Genomic DNA, 17,525 nt, shown 5'->3' on the forward strand with positions numbered 1-17,525 from the left:
TCGCTGATGGTGACATCAATGAGCAAATCGACTGGCTGATCCAAGAATCCCCTCGCCTTTAGGCAGGGGAGTGTCAACCGTCTTTGATATTGCCTGATTGACATCAAGTTTATTTCCTACAAATCTGGTCTGGTGATGCTTGTTTGAACAAGCTGAGTCGTTTTTCCTCCCCCAACCTGTAGTTGGAGGTTTACAAACATCCCACAAAGTTTTATGAGGCGCTATGGGAAAAATTATTGGAATTGACTTAGGCACGACTAACAGTTGCGTAGCTGTGCTAGAGGGCGGTAAACCCGTCGTGATCGCCAATTCCGAGGGCGGCCGCACAACTCCGAGTATAGTAGGATTTGGCAAGGGGGGCGATCGCTTAGTAGGTCAATTGGCCAAGCGGCAAGCTGTAACAAATGCTGTAAATACTGTCTACAGCATCAAACGATTTATCGGACGGCGGTGGGACGACACGCAAGAAGAACGCTCCCGGACTCCCTATACCTGCATAAAAGGCAAAGACGACACCGTTAACGTCCAAATTCGGAACAAGGTTCACACTCCCCAGGAAATCTCGGCAATGGTACTCCAAAAGCTCAAGCAAGATGCTGAAGCTTATTTGGGACAAACTGTTACGCAAGCCGTAATAACAGTGCCAGCCTACTTCACAGATGCCCAGCGGCAAGCTACTAAAGACGCCGGTACGATCGCGGGCCTAGAAGTCCTGCGCATCGTCAACGAACCCACGGCGGCAGCCCTGTCCTACGGGCTGGACAAGCAAAATATAGAACAGAAAATCTTGGTCTTTGACCTGGGCGGCGGTACTTTCGACGTTTCGATCCTGCAACTGGGAGACGGAATTTTTGAAGTCAACGCTACCTCCGGTAACAACCATCTCGGAGGAGATGACTTTGACGACTGTATAGTCCAGTGGTTGGTAGAAGCTTTCCGGACTCAAGAAGGCACTGACCTCTCAGAAGACAAAATGGCCTTGCAGCGTCTCCGAGAAGCAGCAGAAAAGGCGAAAATCGAACTCTCCAACCGGGACTCCACCTCAATCAATTTGCCCTTCATTTCCTCTGACGAAAAAGGGCCGAAGCATCTGGAAATGGAACTCTCCAAAGCTAAGTTTGAAACACTGGTGGGTCATTTGGTGCAGGCGACGATCGATCCGGTGACTCAAGCCCTCAAAGACGCAAGTTTGACCCCAAAAGATATAGACAGAATTATTTTAGTGGGAGGCTCAACCCGGATTCCGGCAGTTCAACAGGCAATTAGCAAGTATTTTGGGGGCGTTTCTCCCGATAAATCGGTCAATCCCGACGAAGCTGTAGCCGTAGGCGCGGCAATTCAAGCCGCGGTGTTGGGCGGTGAGGTCAAAGATTTGCTGCTGCTGGACGTGACGCCGCTCTCCCTAGGACTCGAAACCTTGGGCGGGGTGTTCACCAAAGTAATCGATCGCAATACAACAATTCCCACCAGCCGATCGCAAATGTACAGCACGGCGGCAGACGGGCAAACCTCGGTAGAAATTCACGTGCTCCAAGGCGAGCGGGCATTGGTTAAAGACAATAAAAGTCTCGGCAAGTTCCTGCTCAAAGGCATTCCCCCAGCCCCCCGCGGCGTACCTCAAATCGAAGTTACCTTTGAAATCGATGCCAACGGGATTCTCAAAGTGTCCGCTGAAGACAAAGGAACCGGAAAAGAACAAAGCATCCAAATTTCCAATACAGGGGGATTGAGCGAAACCGAAGTCGAGCGGATGCGGCAAGAAGCCGAACTTTACGCCGACGAGGACATCAAGCGCGCTCAACTCGTCGAACTCAAAAATCAAGCTGACACCCTGGTCTATAATTGTGGTGTAACTTTAAAAACCAACGCCCAACTGCTGAGCGACGACCTCAAGGCCGAAGCCGAAACAGCAGCAGCAGCCTTGCGGGAGGCGATGGCTAACCCCGAGATCGCAGTCGAGGAACTCGCGCCCGCAATCGAATCTTTCAAGCAACTGCTATACTCCCTCGGGACAGCAGTCTATTCCGTGTCCCGCAGCGGGGTAGCCCCGTCAGGAGCAGCGGTTGAAAGCGAGATGATGTCAGAAGTAGAATCAGAACTAGAAGAGGTGGCAGCTACCTCGGACAGCATTTCGCAGACAGAAGAGCTGCTGGTAGCGCCCCAAGCGCAGCCGGAACCAAAGCCGGAACCAAAGCCGGAACCAAAACCGGAACCAAAGCCGGAACCAAAGCCGGAACCAAAGCCGGAACCAAAGCCGGAACCAAAGCCGGATAGACAGTCAAAACGACAGCCAACTCCACCGCCAAGTCCACCGCCAAATCCACCGTCAAAACAAAAACCGAAGGTTCCGGAACCTGAAGTTGATGATATGAATCCTTTCCTTTAAAACAGAAAAGCTAAAAATTAAAAGTTAAAAATTAACAATGAGAATTTTTAATTTTTAATCGGTAATTTTAGGAAAGGTTGCCCGTTTCTTTTTCGTACACTTTTTGTTATTTACCTCCAGGCAAGCAGCTTTATGGCCGGTGATTACTATGAAATATTAGGCGTTTCTCGCAGCGCAGACAAAGAAGAAATTAAGCGTGCTTACCGCCGCCTAGCTCGCAAGTTCCATCCAGATGTCAACAAAACAGAGGGTGCCGAGGAGCGGTTTAAAGAAATTAACCGCGCCTACGAGGTACTCTCAGAACCGGAAACCCGCGCCCGTTACGACCGTTTCGGCGAAGCAGGCGTGAGCGGTGCGGCTCCGGGCTTCCAAGACTTCGGCGACAGCTTTGCCGATATTTTTGAAAGCTTCTTTCAGGGTTTTCAGGGCCAGGGGGGCGGTCAACAACAAGGTCGCAGACGCAGCGGGCCGGTGCGCGGAGACGATTTGCGCCTAGACTTGCGGCTGGAGTTTCGCGAAGCAGTGTTCGGTGGGGAAAAAGAACTCCGCATCAAGCACCTAGAAACCTGCGAAACTTGCACGGGTACCGGCGCCAAACCGGGAACCAGACCCCAAACCTGCTCGACTTGTACCGGCAGCGGTCAAGTCCGACGCGCTACCCGCACTCCTTTCGGCAGCTTTACTCAAGTTTCAGTTTGCCCCAGTTGCAACGGCACCGGGCAAGTGATTGAGGACAAGTGCGAAACTTGCGGCGGCCGGGGCCAGAAAGAAGTGATGAAAAAGCTGAAAATCACAATTCCGGCTGGGGTTGACAACGGTACTCGCTTGCGCGTTTCCAATGAAGGGGATGCCGGCAAACTGGGCGGGCCGCCCGGGGATCTTTACGTTTTCTTGGCTGTGAATGAAGACCCCCTATTTAAGCGGGACGGTACTAACGTTAACTCGGAAGTTAAGATTAGTTATTTGCAAGCAATTTTGGGGTGCCGGTTGGAAGTGGAAACCGTAGACGGGCCGACGGAATTGTTGATTCCTAGCGGAACTCAGGCGAATACAGTTCTGACTCTGGAGAAAAAAGGGGTGCCTCGGTTGGGCAATCCAGTCAGTCGCGGCGATCATTTGATTACGGTGTCTATTGACATTCCGACTAAGGTGACTGCTGAGGAGCGTGAGTTGCTGATGCAGCTTGCTAAGCTGAAGGGCGATCGTACTGGTAAAGGCGGTTTGGAAGGATTTCTGGGCAATTTGTTTCAGAAATAAGCAATTTTTGACACCCATGGGTGTCAAATTTTCCTGTTTGAGGATTCCCCGGCAATTTGTTTCAACAGCCGTCAAAAATTTGTGGGCAATTGCCCACAAAAATGGCAGGTGGGACGGTTCCGGGCCAATTTGTTTCAGTAGCGCTCAAAAAAGTGAGCGCAATTGCGCTCACTTTTTCCCGAAATAATAATCTGTGTCCAATTGGACACAAAATTTGAGATTCTCCAGTTTCCAGGCAACTTGTTTAACTATTCGAGGGGGTCTGGGGGAGCAATAAGTCCCACACCATAATCTTCGATTTGGTGTTGGGATACATGGACGCCCCCAGACCGATTTTATCCGGTCAATCAGGCGTGAAATCGGTAGCAGATGTAGGTTTATAGACCCATAGTTCTGTCTTAGAGTTGACTGTATGACTCTTATCATGAACTACTGCTACCGAATTTATCCCGACGCCAACCAAGAAGAAACGATGCTTCATTGGTTGGAAATTTCTCGCAAGGTTTATAACTACGCTTTGCGAGAAATCAAAGATTGGGTCAATTCGCGTAAATGTAGTTTGGACTATTGTTCACTGGAGAGAGCAAGACTTAAGTACCAAATAGTTCGCTAAACTTATTCACAGTTAATCGCCCTTGAGGAAGTTTTAGTATGTTTGCCGTCAAGCGAGCGCTCAAATTAAATAACGCCGAAGCTACCTTGATGGCAAAACACGCAGGATTCCGGCGCGTAGTATTTAACTTTGGGTTGAATTTACGGACTCAAATGTATGGCGAGGGGAAATTTACAGACTCAAAGATACTCAACGAAGTTAAAAAAGTTCTTACCAACTACGTCAAGAAACAGCCTGAATTCGGCTGGATGAACCAGTTGTCTAGCCGAGTTTATCAAAATGCTTTGATTGATTTGAAAGATGCTTTTAGCCGATATCGCTCTGGAAAAGCAGGTCATCCGAAATTGGCTAGCCGACGAGATGGTCAATCTTTCACTGTTGACTCGTCTAGTGGAAAAGTCCTGCTAATCGCTGGCAACACCATCAATATTCCTACTTTGGGAACTTTTCGACTTTATGAACCATTAGAATGCGGATTCGTCTCTCAAACTTTTACGATTTCAAAAGAAGGGAGTCGCTGGTTTGTTTCTTTCTGTGTTGATGCCGAACGTTTGCCAGTTCGACAACCTGAGAACTCTGTAGGGATCGATATGGGCATTAAATCTTTTGCCACGCTGTCAACTCAGCAGGTCTTTGATGCGCCAAAACCATTAAAGCAAGCGAAAACCAAACTTCCTAAATTGCAACGCAAAGCATCAAAACAGGTAAAAGGTTCCCAAAACCAGCGCAAAACCTACAATAAAATTAGTCGGCGACCTGCGCGGATAGCTCGTATTCGCTTAGATTTCCTTCACAAGCTAACAACTTATTTAGCCCAAACGTTCAAACTAATTAAGATTGAAAGCTTGAACGTTCGGGGGATGATGGCGAATCACAAGTTAGCTGGAGCAATATCAGATCTAGGGTTTTACGAATTCAAACGTCAACTCGATTACAAGTGCCAAATGTATGGAGCTAGTCTAGTGTTGGTAGACCAATGGTTTCCCAGCTCTAAAACCTGTTCTAATTGTGGCAGTAAAAAAGATATGCCACTAAGTCTTCGGATTTTTGACTGTCCAGTTTGTGGCATATCTTTAGATCGTGATTTGAATGCCAGTTTGAATATTTTAAACTGGGAACCCTCGGCGTGAGGGGGATAGCCTACTTATCTTGGGATTAGCCGTCTACCCAACAGCGTAGGAAGTAAACTCGAAATTGTGTCTAAAGATGGCTTTAGACAAGTTTAGGTAAGTTTTATGAAGCAGATTGCAAAAAGCATTATGAATTCAACATCGAAAATTGAAAATCCCAAATCCCCAGATGCCCAAATCGATCTGCGGGGCACTCCGTGTCCTCTCAATTTTGTTCGCACTAAACTGCGCTTGGAGCAAATGGCACCGGGTGCAGTTTTGGAGGTGTGGCTGGACGCTGGAGAGCCGATCGAACAAGTGCCCGATAGTCTCAAAATGGAAGGCTACCAGATTCTCGAAACGCAATTTGTCGCGGATGAGCCGGAGTCGGGCTTTTTTGCAATGAAAGTGCAGCGCCCAGAAAACAAGGAAGCAGGATGAGCCTGAATTCGCCCTCCATCGTGGGTACTGTAATTGCTGTTCAGGCTAACTTCTACCAAGTGAGGTTAGATCCCCCAGTGTCGATTGACGGGAAAAATGCTCCCCTGGCTGATTCTCCGACTCTCCTGTGCACTCGCCGCACTCGACTGAAAAAAATTGGTCAACAGGTGATGGTGGGCGATCGCGTGGTGGTAGACGAACCCGACTGGACAGACCGCCGGGGTGCAATTTCTGAAGTCTTCCCGCGCCAAACAGAACTCAACCGCCCGCCTGTAGCTAATGCCGATCGCATTCTCCTGGTTTTTGCCCTCGCCGAACCCGACTTAGACCCCGCATCATTAACTCGGTTTTTAGTCAAGGCAGAATCTACAGGTTTAGAGGTGAGTTTGTGCCTGAACAAATGCGATTTGGTCACGCCCCAAGAGTTGCAACAGTGGCGCGATCGGCTTTCAGGCTGGGGCTACGAACCAATGTTTATTAGCGTCCGCAGCGGGGCAGTAGTCCAGGAAGCCACGAAAGAAACTCAAAAAGAAGTTTCTGCCCAAGAACTAGCTTCCCATGACTTAACGGAGAAAATAGAGCTATCTAGCATGAGTTTTGAGGAGAATTCCCTACTTGAAAATTCGGTTCATCAGTTAGATTCGTTAAATCCCGTACATAGTCCGTTGCCGAACTTCCTTCTGCAGCACTTGCAAGGGAAAATAACGGTAATTTGTGGCCCTTCAGGGGTTGGCAAGTCCAGCTTGATCAACCAACTGATCCCGGCCCTGGATCTGCGAGTGAACGCTGTTTCCGGCAAACTAGGCCGCGGGCGCCACACGACTCGCCACGTAGAACTATTTGAACTCCCCGGCGGCGGACTTTTGGCCGATACTCCGGGCTTTAATCAGCCGGCTCTCGAATGCGACCCGTCCGAGTTAGCTGAATATTTCCCAGAAGCGCGCCAGAGGCTGGCTTTAGGTAGCTGCCAGTTTAGCGACTGTTCGCACCGAGACGAGCCTAACTGTGTCGTGCGGGGCGGTTGGGAGCGCTACGATTATTACTTGAATTTTCTTGAAGAGGCGATCGTCCGCCAGCAACAAGAGCAAAACTCTAGTAGTGCCGAGGCGAGTTTGAAACAGCAAACCAAGTCGGATGGTACGCAGCAATACGAACCGAAGCTGCAAACTAAAAAGTATCGCCGCTCTTCCCGCCGCCTTCAACACCAGTCGCTACAGGATATGTGTCAAGATTTAGACGAGTTGTGAGGAATTAGTCGATCGCCAACGGTCGATCGGCCCCGGAACACAGTACATTAATAGCTAAAATTAAATGGCCTTAAATTTGTTAAAAAAAGTACAACAGAAGCAAAGCAAAGCCGGTTATGCAGGAGTAAAAATACTGTGAATATTCAAGAACTGTTTGAAAAAGGCGGCCCCGCCATGTGGCCCCTGTTGGTGTTATCGATTCTATCTTTGAGTACAATTATCGAGCGCTTGTGGTTTTGGGCGAGCCTCCTGAGCAAAGAAAAGCAGATAGTTAACCGCATTCTTGAAGCCGCTCGCAGCGATTGGGGGGCGGCTAGCGAGATTGCCAGACAAGCTAACCGACAGCCGATCGGGCGATTTCTATCTGCACCCCTGCGCCTGTACAATCCTGAACCAGACTTATTTCGACTGGCACTCGAAGCCGCAGCCGATGAAGAGTTAGCTTCGATGCGCCGCGGCGACAAAATCTTAGAAGCTACGATCGCTCTAGCCCCTTTGCTGGGCTTGCTGGGAACTGTTTTGGGCTTGATTAACTCGCTGAGTTCTATCCGTCTGGGCGACATCGGCACGTCGGCAACAACAGGCGTAACTTTGGGGATTAGCGAGGCGCTGATCACGACTGCTACTGGGATGGTAGTAGCAATTTTTAGCTTGGCGTTTTATCGGATATTTCAAGCTTTTTTGTTCAACCAGGCAAAAATATTTCGCAAAGCTGGAAATGAACTGGAATTGCTTTACAGGCAATACTGGCCGGCAGCTAATGCTAAAGGTCGATCGCCCGGTGCCGAATACAGCAATTCTTCCTTTGGTTCCGATGGTTTGAACAGGCGTTCTCTCAATTCTCAAGAACCGGGAGAACGGAACCGGGAGCCGAAATTGAAAGGTTCCGATCCGGCTGAAGATTCACCTTCTAATAATTAGAACCAAGGAGAACGGATGAAGATTAATCTAGATACTCCTGCGGAAGAGGCTCGGATTGAACTGGTGCCTTTAATTGACGTGATCTTTTGCATTCTGACGTTTTTTCTCCTGGCGGCTCTGCAACTGACTCGCCAGCAAGCAATTAATGTCGATTTGCCTAAGGCGAAGACAGGACAAACACAGATGCGAGAGATGCTGATTGTCAGCATTGACGATTTCGGGCAAACTTATATCGACCAATTGCCTGTTAATTACCAACAGCTCGATCGAGTTTTAAAGAGTTTCCAAAGCAAAAATCCTGCGGGGTTGATGGTGCTGTACGCTCCTCAAAATGCTAGATATGCCAAAGTTGTCGAGGTTTTAGACAAATTGAGAGAGGTAGGGGGCGATCGAGTGGCCCTAGCAACTCTTCCTAGTTCGGCTTCCTCCCCGCTGCCGAATCCCTCGGTTCCCAATTCTGGCATTCCTGCGGCACCTGCGATCGGCAATTCCGGTCAACCGCTGCCGTCTCGTGTGGCTCCTGGGCAGCAGCAGTTCAATCAGAATCAGTTTCAATCTCCTCTCCCGGCTCCTGGGCAGCAGCAGTTCAATCCCAATCAGTTTCAATCCCCTCTCCCCGCTCCTGGGCAGCCTAGCAACTTTGGGGCAAATCAGGGCATTCCTCCTGTTTCGCCTGCACCCGCTGCTCCCAATTCCCGACCTGGAGCGACCACTGCACCCTAGGATGGCGGATCCTCGAATTAGTCAGAAGGAAGAAGAAAGAAGGAAGAAGGAAGAAGGGAGAACAGAGAAATAGAAATTCTCCCAATCTCCCAATCTCCCCATCGGACCCTCTCCCTCTCTCCCCCTCTCCCTCTCTCCCCCTCTCCCTCTCTCCCCATCGGACCCTCTCCCTCTCTCCCCCTCTCCCTCTCTCCCCCTCTCCCTCTCTCCCCCTCTCCCTCTCTCCCCATCGGACCCTGGCAGACAGAAGCTCCACCCGACTTAGTATAAATGGCTTCAATTCTTTTGGTTCGTACTGAGCCTTTTTTCTCTTGACAACTAGATACAGTTGTATATGCCTGCGGAAGGAACTTTTGCGGGCATTTCGCCATCTCTCTCCCTAGGTAAGTTATTTCTTGGGACAGAGGGTGATTTTGTCAAACAATTGTTACCTTTTGTAATATATACTAAAGCAAGATGGGCCATCGGGCATCCCGAAACCAACGGTCGATCGCTGAAACAACTTACAAATCTGGTTAATCCAGGTGTTCACTTTTAAGTCACCTTTACTTACAGAGGAGTCAAAGTCATGAGCCAACCAGCAGAATTGTCTTTGGAGCAGCAATTTAACCTGTGTTCCTTCAAAACACAGGTTAGTGACATGAGCCGCGAACAAGCTCAGGAGTTTTTGGTCAAGCTTTACGAGCAAATGATGCTTCGGGAAACCATGTACCGCCATTTTCTGAAACATCATTGGGGCCTAGAACCAAACCCAGGCGTTGAGTAACAAAGAGTCGCAGTCGGCGACCTCTGTCTCTTACTCTCTTCCTCAGGTGGAAAGGAGTTGGGGGTGATGGGGCGTCACTCGAAGGCACAAGTTCGAGGGCTTTAGTTATCTACAAGAGAAGTCAGAAGCAATAAAATCAAGGGTTTGTGCAATTAAGAACGTCAATAGCATCGGGTGTGGTTGCTATAGAAGGTAGAAAGCATCTGCACAGAGTCATCGTCTCGCCGGGAAAATTTGAGAGTTTTTTTCTTGATTAGGCTCAACTTGGGAAGTCTATCGCAGCAATCTCTTGAGCGCCACAGAAGGAGATCGCAAAAATAATTGATCGCGGTTCGACTCAAAAGTTTGATAATTTTCGATCGTAAGTTTGAACTTTTTAACAAAATAAAATATTTGTCTTTAGTTACAGCCGATAAGGTTTCACAAGAGTGCGCTAGTCGGACATCTCAGCGGGATCTCCGACTAGCAAAACCTTCAATTTTAACATCAAACCCTAGAACTCGCAGGTAGTAACTCTAGAAAAAGCTATTCCGACTGACGTTCCAAAGTAGCCTCCATCGTACTTGTCAAGTAATGACCAGACATGATGCCGCTAGAGTGATAGTAGCGGTTGTGATCGACGCGGTGGAGGGTATCAAAACCCGTGCGCCGTTGGCGTTCGTCTCCCAGTACCCAATAACGCTGGACGATCGACTGGGGAGCAATCCAACCTTCGCCCTCGACCCGACCGAGTTCGCTGTGTTGGAGTACAAAAGTATACTGCCGTTCATCGCTGTTGAGGTGTCCTCGGTACTGCAAAATAATCTCTTCGCGATCCCCTCCAGGAAACACGAGCTTTGTCACCATACTGAACCAATCTGTTCGGTTCCAGCTCACTAAAGTTTTGCCTTTCACCGTAATTGGCACGCCATTGCGCTCAATCCAACTTCCTTCGAGCGTCCATTGGCCCGATTCCATTAAAAACGTGTGAGCCACAGTGCTGTTCCTATGCTTTTCCTGCTGGCTACAATGCTGGTGCAACAACGCACAGCCGTTGTCCCTAAGACTCTATGCTATCACGCCCAACTGTGCCAACAAGAGTTAATTTCCCCTAAAAGTACCGGTGCCCGAGCACCAGTAACTTGAGGCAGATTGCCGGGAATGCCCCGAACCCGCCAGGCGGCTAAAACCGCGAAAGCGATCGCCTCTTTAAAATCTACACTCAAGCCTGCCTCAGAAGTAGTCAACACTTGCACTGGATGCAATTGAGATTGCAATCGGCGTTTTAAGTAGAGATTGTGGCTGCCGCCCCCGCACAGTAAAACTCGATCGGGCATAGCCGGTAAGAAAGTTTGGTAACTGTGAACGATCGAGGCAACAGTCAGTTCTGTCAGAGTAGCCAGTACGTCAGCAGGACTGAGATTGTAACCTTGGGCCTCGACCAAACACCGGTCAAAATAGTCTACACCAAATAACTCTCGCCCAGTAGATTTCGGCGGTGGTTGACGGAAGAACTCTTGCTGCAGCCAATCCTCGACTAAAGCTTGACAGGGAGTTCCCGATGCGGCCCAAGCTCCACCTTCGTCGATCGTCTTAGTGCCGCCACTGAAGTGCTGCACTGCCAAATCTAACAGGGAATTCGCCGGCCCTGTATCCCAGCCCGAGATGCCCTCCCCAAGACTGAAAATCTCCGACTCGTGCTTGTTTTCCCCCTTGGACCTGGCCGGAAGATAGGTAAGATTGCCAATTCCGCCCAGATTTTGGATGCAGAGGCTTCTGTTGGGTTCCGCCAGCAGGCAGGCATCAAGTATTGAGACTAAGGGTGCTCCTTGACCCCCTGCTGCAATGTCTGCCGATCGAAAGTTACTCACAGTAGTAATGCCTGTCAATTGCGCAATTAGCGCGCCCCGCCCGAGTTGCAAGCTGTAGCCCATGAACCCACTGGCGATCTCTTTCTCGGCTTTCCTTGCAGGTCGGTGGTAGACGGTTTGACCGTGAGAGCCGATTAATTCGGCCTTATCATATTCTGCTTGAATTGTCAATGCCGCCGTAGCAAATTCTTGGGCGATGGCATCATCTAATTCGGCTAGTTCAGCCATTGATAAAGCTGAGCCGCTGCAAACCGAGAGAATTTGCGATCGCAAATTAGCAGGATAAGGGAAAGTCTTGCCGGCTACCAATTGCACTTTCAAGTCTGTTTGGGAACCCATCACATCCACCAAAGCAGCATCTATGCCATCCACCGACGTGCCGCTGATCAAACCGATAACGCGGGTCATTAAATTTTAGATTTTAGATTTTAGATTTTAGATTGTCCGGGGGGTTGCCCGATTTATTTGAGGTCGATCGTCACAATCACCACAGTAATATTATCGCGTCCCCCTTTATCCTTAGCTGCTTGAATCAAAGCATTTGCAGCGCCCTCGCAGGCGCGAATCGACTTCAGAGGCGAAGCAATCAGAGGATCGGAAAGTTCCTCAGTCAAACCGTCGCTGCACAGCAGCAAGCGATCCCCTGGCTGCACGTCCACCGGCAAAATATCTATTTCCCGCAAATCATCGCGGCCCAAACACTGGGACAAAACGTGACGCCAAGGATGACTGCGAGCCTGGTCGGGAGTTAGGGCCTTTCTTTTCACAGCCTGAGCCACCCAAGTCTGGTCTTCAGTAATCTGCTCCAAGCGAGAGCCGTGCAGCCGGTACAAGCGAGAGTCCCCGATATTTGCGCACCAAGGTCGGCCCTCATCCCTAAATATGAGAACCACAGCCGTAGTCCCCATATCAGCACGCTCGGGGTGGTCTAGCTGATCCGTCAAAATTGCTTGATTAGCAATTAAAAAAGCCTTTTCCAACAACAGCGGAGAATCCTCAGGCCCTTCCCAATGTTCGAGCAAATAAGATTTAATCGCCTGAGTCGCAATCCGGCTGGCTTCTTGACCTCCGGCGTGTCCTCCCATTCCGTCGGCCACTATGAAAAATCGCCCGTCAGAGTCAATGTAGTATGAATCCTGATTTACTGAACGAACTAGCCCCGTGTCTGTCTTACCTGCGAAAGAGCGTTTCATAGATTGGGTGATTGGACTCATCGAACTTAAAAGCTTGATTTAACTGGTGCAATGTTTTTTCCACAACTTAAATCGCGAAGGGGACTTGAAATTTCTGCCGCCCGCGATCGTGAGTTTGGGAAAAATTGCACTTCCTTGACCTTATATTGTAGATCGTTATGATGGTAATCCCGTCTTAAAATTTCGGTAAATCCAGTAAATTAAGCAGCGCCTGCAAAAAAAACTGGATTTCTACCAAAAATCACAGGTTTGGATGGCGATAAATTTAGGAAGCAACCGGGTTGTTAGCGTCAAAGCGCGTAAGTGCTCTCAATTTTATTTAGCAATCTGTTGTCAGCCAGCCAAAACTTAACATTCCAGGTCAACTTTTGGCTGGCGAGAAATCTCAAACCTGAAATTTCACATCCCAAATTGCACAATTATGACATCCTGTCTAAACGATCGATCCGCTTGAACAAACGCAGAAGAGCAAACCCTGCACCCGCCGCCAGCAATGCGACAGCCACTGCCGGCCAGACTTGATTGCTGACAAACAAAATTGTCGCTGACAAAGTAAAAGCACTCATCAGCAAAGCATAATTCGTACCCATTTGAGCGCTGCTCATGCGGCGGAGCAAGCGCTCTGTTTCTGCAGAACGGACGCGAATCCGCAAATCTCCCTGTTCGAGTTTATCAATAGTCTCCTCAATCCGGCGGGGCAAAGCCAAAGCAGTCGAACTCACCTGAGCCGCCTGACGGCCGATTTCGTTAAAAATACTGCTACTTGCATCAGGGCCATTTCCATTACTCATAAGCTGCATGGCAAAAGGTTGTGCCACCTCCATAAAGTTGAACTCGGGATCTAAGCCTCGGCCGACCCCTTCGATTGTGGAAAAAGCTCGCATTACAAAAGTAAAAGTAGCTGGGAAGCGAAAAGGTTGGTTGTAGGCAATATCGTAAAGGTCGTCCGTAATCGCGCTCACCGACTGATTTTCAAAAGGCTTGTCCATGAAGTTGTCCAGCATATACTGGATGCTGCGGCGCACCGGACTCATATCACCCGTAGGCACCAAAGCTCCCAACTCGATCAGAGAATCCATAATCCGCTGTCCATCCTTGGAAGCAATGCCGTAAAGCGTCTCCATCAGTCCTTCGCGGACGTTCGACTGGATTTGCCCCATCATCCCAAAATCGTAGAAAATCAGACAACCGTCAGCACTAACAGCGATGTTGCCGGGGTGTGGGTCAGCGTGGAAAAAGCCATCGTTGAGCAACTGGCGCAAATAAGCTTTTGCCCCCAACTGAGCGATTAATTTACGATCGATACCGGCCGCTTCCAAAGCTTCGTAGTGGCTGATTTTAATCCCGGGCAGGTATTCCAAAGTCAGCACTCGCGGAGCCGTGTACCGCCAATAAACCCTCGGCACCCGCACCCAGTCACAGTTGCTAAAATTGCGGCGAAAAGTATCAGCATTGCGGCCTTCATGGAGATAGTCAATTTCCAGCCACAGAATGCGACAGCATTCCTCATAAATCCCCATCCAATCTCGGCCGTAGCCCCACTTAGGATGGTTTTGAAAGTAGCGGGCAATTCCCTTAAGAATTTGCAAATCTATCTCGAACAGCTTCCGCAGTCCCGGTCGCTGCACCTTGACCACCACTTCCGGGCCCGAATGCAGTTGAGCTTTGTGTACCTGACCCAGACTTGCTGCGGCCAGGGGCACCGGGTCAAAGCTGCGGTAGAGTTCCTGAACTGTTTTGCCCAAATCTTGCTCAACAATTACCTCTAACTGCTCGTAGCTGAAAGCAGGCACTTTATCTTGCAGCTTAGAAAGTTCCTCGACAAACTCTGCCGGGAACAAATCGGCGCGGGTGGAAAATAACTGCCCAACTTTAATGAAAGTCGGCCCCAAATCCAAGAGTGTTTCTCGAACCCAGATAGCTTGAAAGCGGCGTCTGGCAACTTTCTTTTCTTCAGTCACGCCTCCCCAGTAGCTCCAATTTTTGCTGTCGAGCCACAGCGAAGCCAGCCAGAGCAAGACAAAAGACCAAATATCGAAGAAGCGCCGCTTCCGGGAGTATTTTTCGCGATTCCAGCGATAAGCTTTACTTTTGTAGGATTTACCAGCAGTTTTTGGCTCATCGCCTTCGCCAGCGAGCTTTCTGGAGCGCTGGCGATTAACAGAGTCATCAAGGAGAGCAGACACTTGGGTTCCCAAATTGCTTATTTTATGTTGTTGCTTTGATTGCAGGTAGGAGCGCAGGAGCGCAGTGCTTTGCGCTCGCGTAGTCGTAAATAATAGTTGTGGTCGGGGAGCGAGCGCTAGGGCAAACTGCTGCGGTAGCGCTGCAATTGGGATCGCACCATTGCCACTTCGGCGCGCAGCTCGTCAATAGTCGCTTGCAGCTCTGCAGGATGGATGTCTTCAATGGTGGTGGTTGCAGTGCCAGTTCCGGTCTGCTGTGCCTCATCTGCAGCTCTGGAGGCCCGTTCCAGAACTCGATCGGTGAACTGTCGCAGGCGTTCTCTTTGTTCTGCGTCAAATTTGCCGAGTTCAGAGAAAGCGTTGGTTGCAGCGCTTTCTAATTGCTCGTACAGTGCTTCGGCAAGTGCTCTGCCTACAAAAAAAGCATGAACTGGGGGTTTACTCATAAAAAATCTCTGTGCGCTTCCGCAACAAATTATAACTTGCTTGTCCCCAATGGTGCTTGCTTCCAAAGAAAGGAATTTTGGGGGAATTGACACTCCCGCCCCGAGTGTCGGGGATGGGATTCTTGAGAGTTAGAACAGTCTAAGACCCAACGGCTTAGCCCCCAAGCCTCGCTTACACTCGCTCAAATTCGAGATTGGGGTTGCTTTGTACCAAAATGTTTGCAGCGACAGCAGCAGTAATACACGACTTCACACAACCTCAGCGCCACACACATATTCTAACATAAATTCAATCAAAATATCAAACAGTCCTGCTTTTTTTCAGGCGGGGATTTTGATGGCAGAGGGAATAGAAAATATTGGATAAACTCAGACCGCCCCTGTTGGGATTTCCGCAGTCGGTCGAAGGTTGGGCGAGATAGTCGTTGGCTAGGAAGGGCATTATTATCTAGACTACCGAGCGGATATTTGCTGACTTATAAAACCAAGTATTTGTCCGCACTTTTAACCAACAAAAACAATACTAATTTGTCGCGGGTTCAGGAAAAGGCACAGTGGGCTCTGCCACAGGGGGTGGTGAGTCAGGTGCGATCGAACTATCTGAATTGCTGTCGCGGAGGCTCGGTATCGCAGGTTCAGGCGAGGCCTCGATCGGCGATGCTATTACTGGCGGCGCGGATTCAGAGGGTGGCAAGGTTTCAGCACTCTTAGGCGTAGGCGTAGGCGGGGCGGGTGTGAGGGGCGGTTCTGCAGGCAGGGGCGCCACTTCCGGTACTGGTGCGGGTTCTGGTTCGGGTGCTGGCTCGATTTCGGTTTGAGGCTCCGGAATGGGGGACTCAGAAGGCTGCTCTTGGATCTCGGGCGTCGGGGATGGCTCAGGTTCCGCTTCGGGGTCTGGGGCGGCAGTTTCCGGGCTTGGGATCCCTGAAGGTTCGGCGCTAGTTTCTGAGGCATCGATCTGTTCGGGAATGTTACTGCTGTCTGAGGGGGGTGTGGGACCGGAGTTGAGTTCGGGGTCGATAGGGCTGCTTTCGACAGACGGCTGCCCGAACATCGGCCCTGACAAATCGCGGGATTTGAGCAAATCTTCGAGAGATGGGAAGGATTCAATTTTGGGCCGATTGCTGCCGAGACTGGTGCTGTTGTAGCGCCAAGCCAGGTCAAAACCCATCCAGCCTGCAATTGCAGCGGTTACGACAAACGCCAGCAAACTCAACTGCGGCGGGGGAGGTGCGGGCAATCGCAGACTTTGCTTGCCTTTTCTGTTTGCTGGTACTAGCTCTGTTTCTTGCAGCATGGTAAGCCAATTTTCTACTGTCTGAGGGCGGTTGTGGGGGTCGATTTCGAGTCCCTGAAGGATGGCTCGCTCGATTCCCGGGCTGAGGTGCGGCTGAAATTGCCGCAACGAAGCAAGGGGAATGCGATCGCGCAGGGGTGCTGCTACGGGCGCCACGCCGGAAAGTAAGTAGTAGAGGGTGGCGGAGAGCGCGTAGATGTCTGTGGCCGGTGTACATTTACCGTCATAGAGGTATTGTTCAATCGGCGCGTACCCGGGCGAGAGCAAGTTAGTGTGGGTTTGTTTGGTGCCGGCGGTAAAGCCGCGGGCAATGCCGAAATCTATTAACATTACGAGGTGAGAATCGGCTCGCCGGATAATATTTTCTGGATTGATATCTCCGTGCAGCAATCCGCTGTGGTGAACTGTACTTACGGCTGAGGCTATTTGCCGAATGTAGTGCAGGGCCTGGGCTTTTGGCAGTGGCCGATCGGTTTCGACTATTTGGGCGAGAGTTTGGCCCGGAATGTAGTCCATTGCGATAAAAGACTGTCCGGCCTCTTCAAAAAAGTCGATTACTCTGACGATGTTGGAATGCTGACACCGCGACAGGCGTTGGGCTTCGGCAATAAACTGCTGCTGAAATTGCGCCGATTCTGGGTGTTGGCGCAGACTTTCGTTCAGGGTTTTGAGTACGACGGTTTGGTTTAAATGGGTGTGGATCGCTCGGTAAGTTATCCCGAACCCTCCTATGCCTAAAGTCGCGTTAATTTTGTATTTGCCCTGTTGCAGGACTGTTGCTGGCGCTAAGTTCATCTTTAGTTGATGCCGTTTCCCAAACTATGCTACCGCCTTTGGGTTATTTCGCAGAGTTAGGGCTGATGTTCGATCGATCTGCGCCCTTGTTTTAGCTTCTTCTCTGCTATGTCTTTAATCTTTGCATCCCCACGTCATTTTATCTGTTTATCAAGGAAAGTGGGTCTAAAACCCTGTCCTTCTAGGACGGCTTTAATTTCTTAAATCCTCCCTAAAACTCAGGAAATTTCTAGTATACTAGAGTAGTCAAGGTTAAATTCCTGCGCCCGGAGTGCATAAAAACAGTTAACGACAC

16 protein-coding genes are annotated in these 17,525 nt (G+C 49.8%); 10 read left to right on the plus strand and 6 right to left on the minus strand.

Annotated features, from left to right (window positions below; translation table 11 throughout):
- Nucleotides 1–223 precede the first annotated feature (223 nt).
- From dnaK to QUB61_RS32505, 10 genes are all read left to right on the plus strand, one after another.
- Nucleotides 224–2,386 carry a molecular chaperone DnaK gene (gene dnaK, locus QUB61_RS32460; RefSeq protein ID WP_333133932.1) on the plus strand — a complete coding sequence of 721 codons (2,163 nt, stop codon included), beginning with the start codon at nucleotides 224–226 and terminating at the stop codon, nucleotides 2,384–2,386.
- Nucleotides 2,387–2,518: 132 nt separating this feature from the next.
- Nucleotides 2,519–3,643, plus strand: coding sequence for a molecular chaperone DnaJ (dnaJ, locus tag QUB61_RS32465; RefSeq protein WP_333133931.1), 1,125 nt, complete (start codon nucleotides 2,519–2,521; stop codon nucleotides 3,641–3,643).
- A 412-nt stretch (nucleotides 3,644–4,055) separates the two neighbouring features.
- The gene (locus tag QUB61_RS32470; protein WP_333133930.1) at nucleotides 4,056–4,256 is read left to right on the plus strand and encodes a helix-turn-helix domain-containing protein; all 201 of its coding nucleotides are present in this window, start codon (nucleotides 4,056–4,058) and stop codon (nucleotides 4,254–4,256) included.
- Nucleotides 4,257–4,294: 38 nt separating this feature from the next.
- Nucleotides 4,295–5,386 (plus strand): RNA-guided endonuclease TnpB family protein, encoded by a 1,092-nt coding sequence (locus QUB61_RS32475; protein WP_333133929.1) that lies wholly within the window; start codon nucleotides 4,295–4,297, stop codon nucleotides 5,384–5,386.
- Nucleotides 5,387–5,515: 129 nt separating this feature from the next.
- Nucleotides 5,516–5,806 (plus strand): sulfurtransferase TusA family protein, encoded by a 291-nt coding sequence (locus tag QUB61_RS32480; protein WP_333133928.1) that lies wholly within the window; start codon nucleotides 5,516–5,518, stop codon nucleotides 5,804–5,806.
- Nucleotides 5,803–7,053, plus strand: coding sequence for a ribosome small subunit-dependent GTPase A (gene rsgA / locus QUB61_RS32485; RefSeq protein WP_333133927.1), 1,251 nt, complete (start codon nucleotides 5,803–5,805; stop codon nucleotides 7,051–7,053). The genes QUB61_RS32480 and rsgA overlap by 4 nt, the downstream gene beginning before the upstream one ends.
- A 135-nt stretch (nucleotides 7,054–7,188) precedes the next feature.
- Nucleotides 7,189–7,974 carry a MotA/TolQ/ExbB proton channel family protein gene (locus QUB61_RS32490; protein ID WP_333133926.1) on the plus strand — a complete coding sequence of 262 codons (786 nt, stop codon included), beginning with the start codon at nucleotides 7,189–7,191 and terminating at the stop codon, nucleotides 7,972–7,974.
- A gap of 15 nt (nucleotides 7,975–7,989) precedes the next feature.
- Nucleotides 7,990–8,697, plus strand: a complete 708-nt coding sequence (locus QUB61_RS32495) for a biopolymer transporter ExbD (protein WP_333133925.1) — start codon at nucleotides 7,990–7,992, stop codon at nucleotides 8,695–8,697.
- A 334-nt stretch (nucleotides 8,698–9,031) separates the two neighbouring features.
- A complete protein-coding gene (locus tag QUB61_RS32500; protein WP_333133924.1) occupies nucleotides 9,032–9,235 on the plus strand; it encodes a hypothetical protein in 204 nt (67 codons plus the stop codon).
- 30 nt (nucleotides 9,236–9,265) lie between these two features.
- Nucleotides 9,266–9,463 carry an NblA/ycf18 family protein gene (locus QUB61_RS32505; RefSeq protein WP_333133923.1) on the plus strand — a complete coding sequence of 66 codons (198 nt, stop codon included), beginning with the start codon at nucleotides 9,266–9,268 and terminating at the stop codon, nucleotides 9,461–9,463.
- 525 nt (nucleotides 9,464–9,988) lie between these two features.
- Here QUB61_RS32505 and QUB61_RS32510 read toward each other — a convergent pair.
- The 6 genes from QUB61_RS32510 to QUB61_RS32535 form a co-directional block, all read right to left on the minus strand.
- Nucleotides 9,989–10,438 (minus strand): hypothetical protein, encoded by a 450-nt coding sequence (locus QUB61_RS32510; protein ID WP_172190924.1) that lies wholly within the window; start codon nucleotides 10,436–10,438, stop codon nucleotides 9,989–9,991.
- Between the two features lie 80 nt (nucleotides 10,439–10,518).
- Nucleotides 10,519–11,721: an anhydro-N-acetylmuramic acid kinase gene (locus QUB61_RS32515; RefSeq protein ID WP_333133922.1), complete on the minus strand. Its 1,203-nt coding sequence runs from the start codon at nucleotides 11,719–11,721 to the stop codon at nucleotides 10,519–10,521.
- Nucleotides 11,722–11,774: 53 nt separating this feature from the next.
- Entirely contained in the window at nucleotides 11,775–12,506 is a 732-nt protein-coding gene (locus tag QUB61_RS32520; protein ID WP_333133921.1) for a PP2C family serine/threonine-protein phosphatase, read from the minus strand.
- 419 nt (nucleotides 12,507–12,925) lie between these two features.
- Nucleotides 12,926–14,692, minus strand: coding sequence for an AarF/ABC1/UbiB kinase family protein (locus QUB61_RS32525; protein ID WP_333133920.1), 1,767 nt, complete (start codon nucleotides 14,690–14,692; stop codon nucleotides 12,926–12,928).
- 116 nt (nucleotides 14,693–14,808) lie between these two features.
- Entirely contained in the window at nucleotides 14,809–15,138 is a 330-nt protein-coding gene (locus tag QUB61_RS32530) for a DUF6825 family protein (protein WP_333133919.1), read from the minus strand.
- Nucleotides 15,139–15,661: 523 nt separating this feature from the next.
- The gene (locus QUB61_RS32535) at nucleotides 15,662–17,230 is read right to left on the minus strand and encodes a protein kinase domain-containing protein (RefSeq protein WP_333133918.1); all 1,569 of its coding nucleotides are present in this window, start codon (nucleotides 17,228–17,230) and stop codon (nucleotides 15,662–15,664) included.
- Nucleotides 17,231–17,525 lie beyond the last annotated feature (295 nt).

Source organism: Microcoleus sp. C2D2 (assembly GCF_036702495.1).
In the GTDB taxonomy this organism is placed as follows: Bacteria; Cyanobacteriota; Cyanobacteriia; order Cyanobacteriales; family Microcoleaceae; genus Microcoleus.